The organism is Carboxylicivirga mesophila, from assembly GCF_018271975.1.
GTDB lineage: Bacteria > Bacteroidota > Bacteroidia > Bacteroidales > Marinilabiliaceae > Carboxylicivirga > Carboxylicivirga mesophila.
The window spans coordinates 1-949 of the sequence record NZ_JAGUCN010000070.1 but is presented as its reverse complement, the minus strand read 5'-3'; the positions used below and the strand labels follow the sequence as shown (position 1 = coordinate 949).

1 protein-coding gene is annotated in these 949 nt (G+C 45.8%); it reads left to right on the top strand.

What is annotated here, in order from left to right; genetic code table 11:
* On the top strand, positions 1-949 hold a 949-nt coding region (locus KEM09_RS21820), incomplete at both ends, for a tandem-95 repeat protein (protein ID WP_212232081.1).

The following is a 949-nucleotide window of genomic DNA, read 5'->3' as shown; positions in this document are numbered from 1 at the left end:
AATAATGGCAACGGTACAGTAACCTATACACACGACGGCTCTGAAACTACATCCGACAGTTTCACTTATACCGTTAATGACAATACCGGAGCTACGTCAAATACCGCAACTGTTAACATTACCATTACGCCTCAGAACGATCCGCCGGTAGCCAACAATGATGCAGCCACTGTGAATGAAGGAGCTTCTGTTACCATTAACCTGACAGGCAACGATACGGATGCAGATGGTACCATTAACAATGGCTCTGTTTCTATAGGAACGGCCACAAACGGAACCATTGTCAATAATGGCAACGGTACAGTAACCTATACACACGACGGCTCTGAAACTACATCCGACAGCTTCACCTATACCGTTAATGACAATACCGGAGCTACGTCAAATACCGCAACTGTTAACATTACCATTACGCCTCAAAACGATGCGCCGGTAGCCAACAATGATGCGGCCACAGTTAACGAAGGAGCTTCGGTTACAATTAACCTGACAGGCAACGATACAGATGCAGATGGTACCATCAACAATGCCTCTGTTTCTGTAGGAACGGCCACAAACGGAACCATTGTCAATAATGGCAACGGTACAGTAACATATACACACGACGGCTCTGAAACTACATCCGACAGTTTCACTTATACCGTTAATGACAATACCGGAGCTACTTCAAATACCGCAACTGTTAACCTTACCATTACGCCTCAGAACGATCCGCCGGTAGCCAACAATGATGCAGCCACTGTGAATGAAGGGGCTTCGGTTACAATTAACCTGACAGGCAACGATACAGATGCAGATGGCACCATTAACAATGGCTCTGTTTCTGTAGGAACGGCCACAAACGGAACCATTGCCAATAATGGCAACGGTACAGTAACCTATACACACGACGGCTCTGAAACTACATCCGACAGTTTCACTTATACCGTTAATGACAATACCGGAGCTA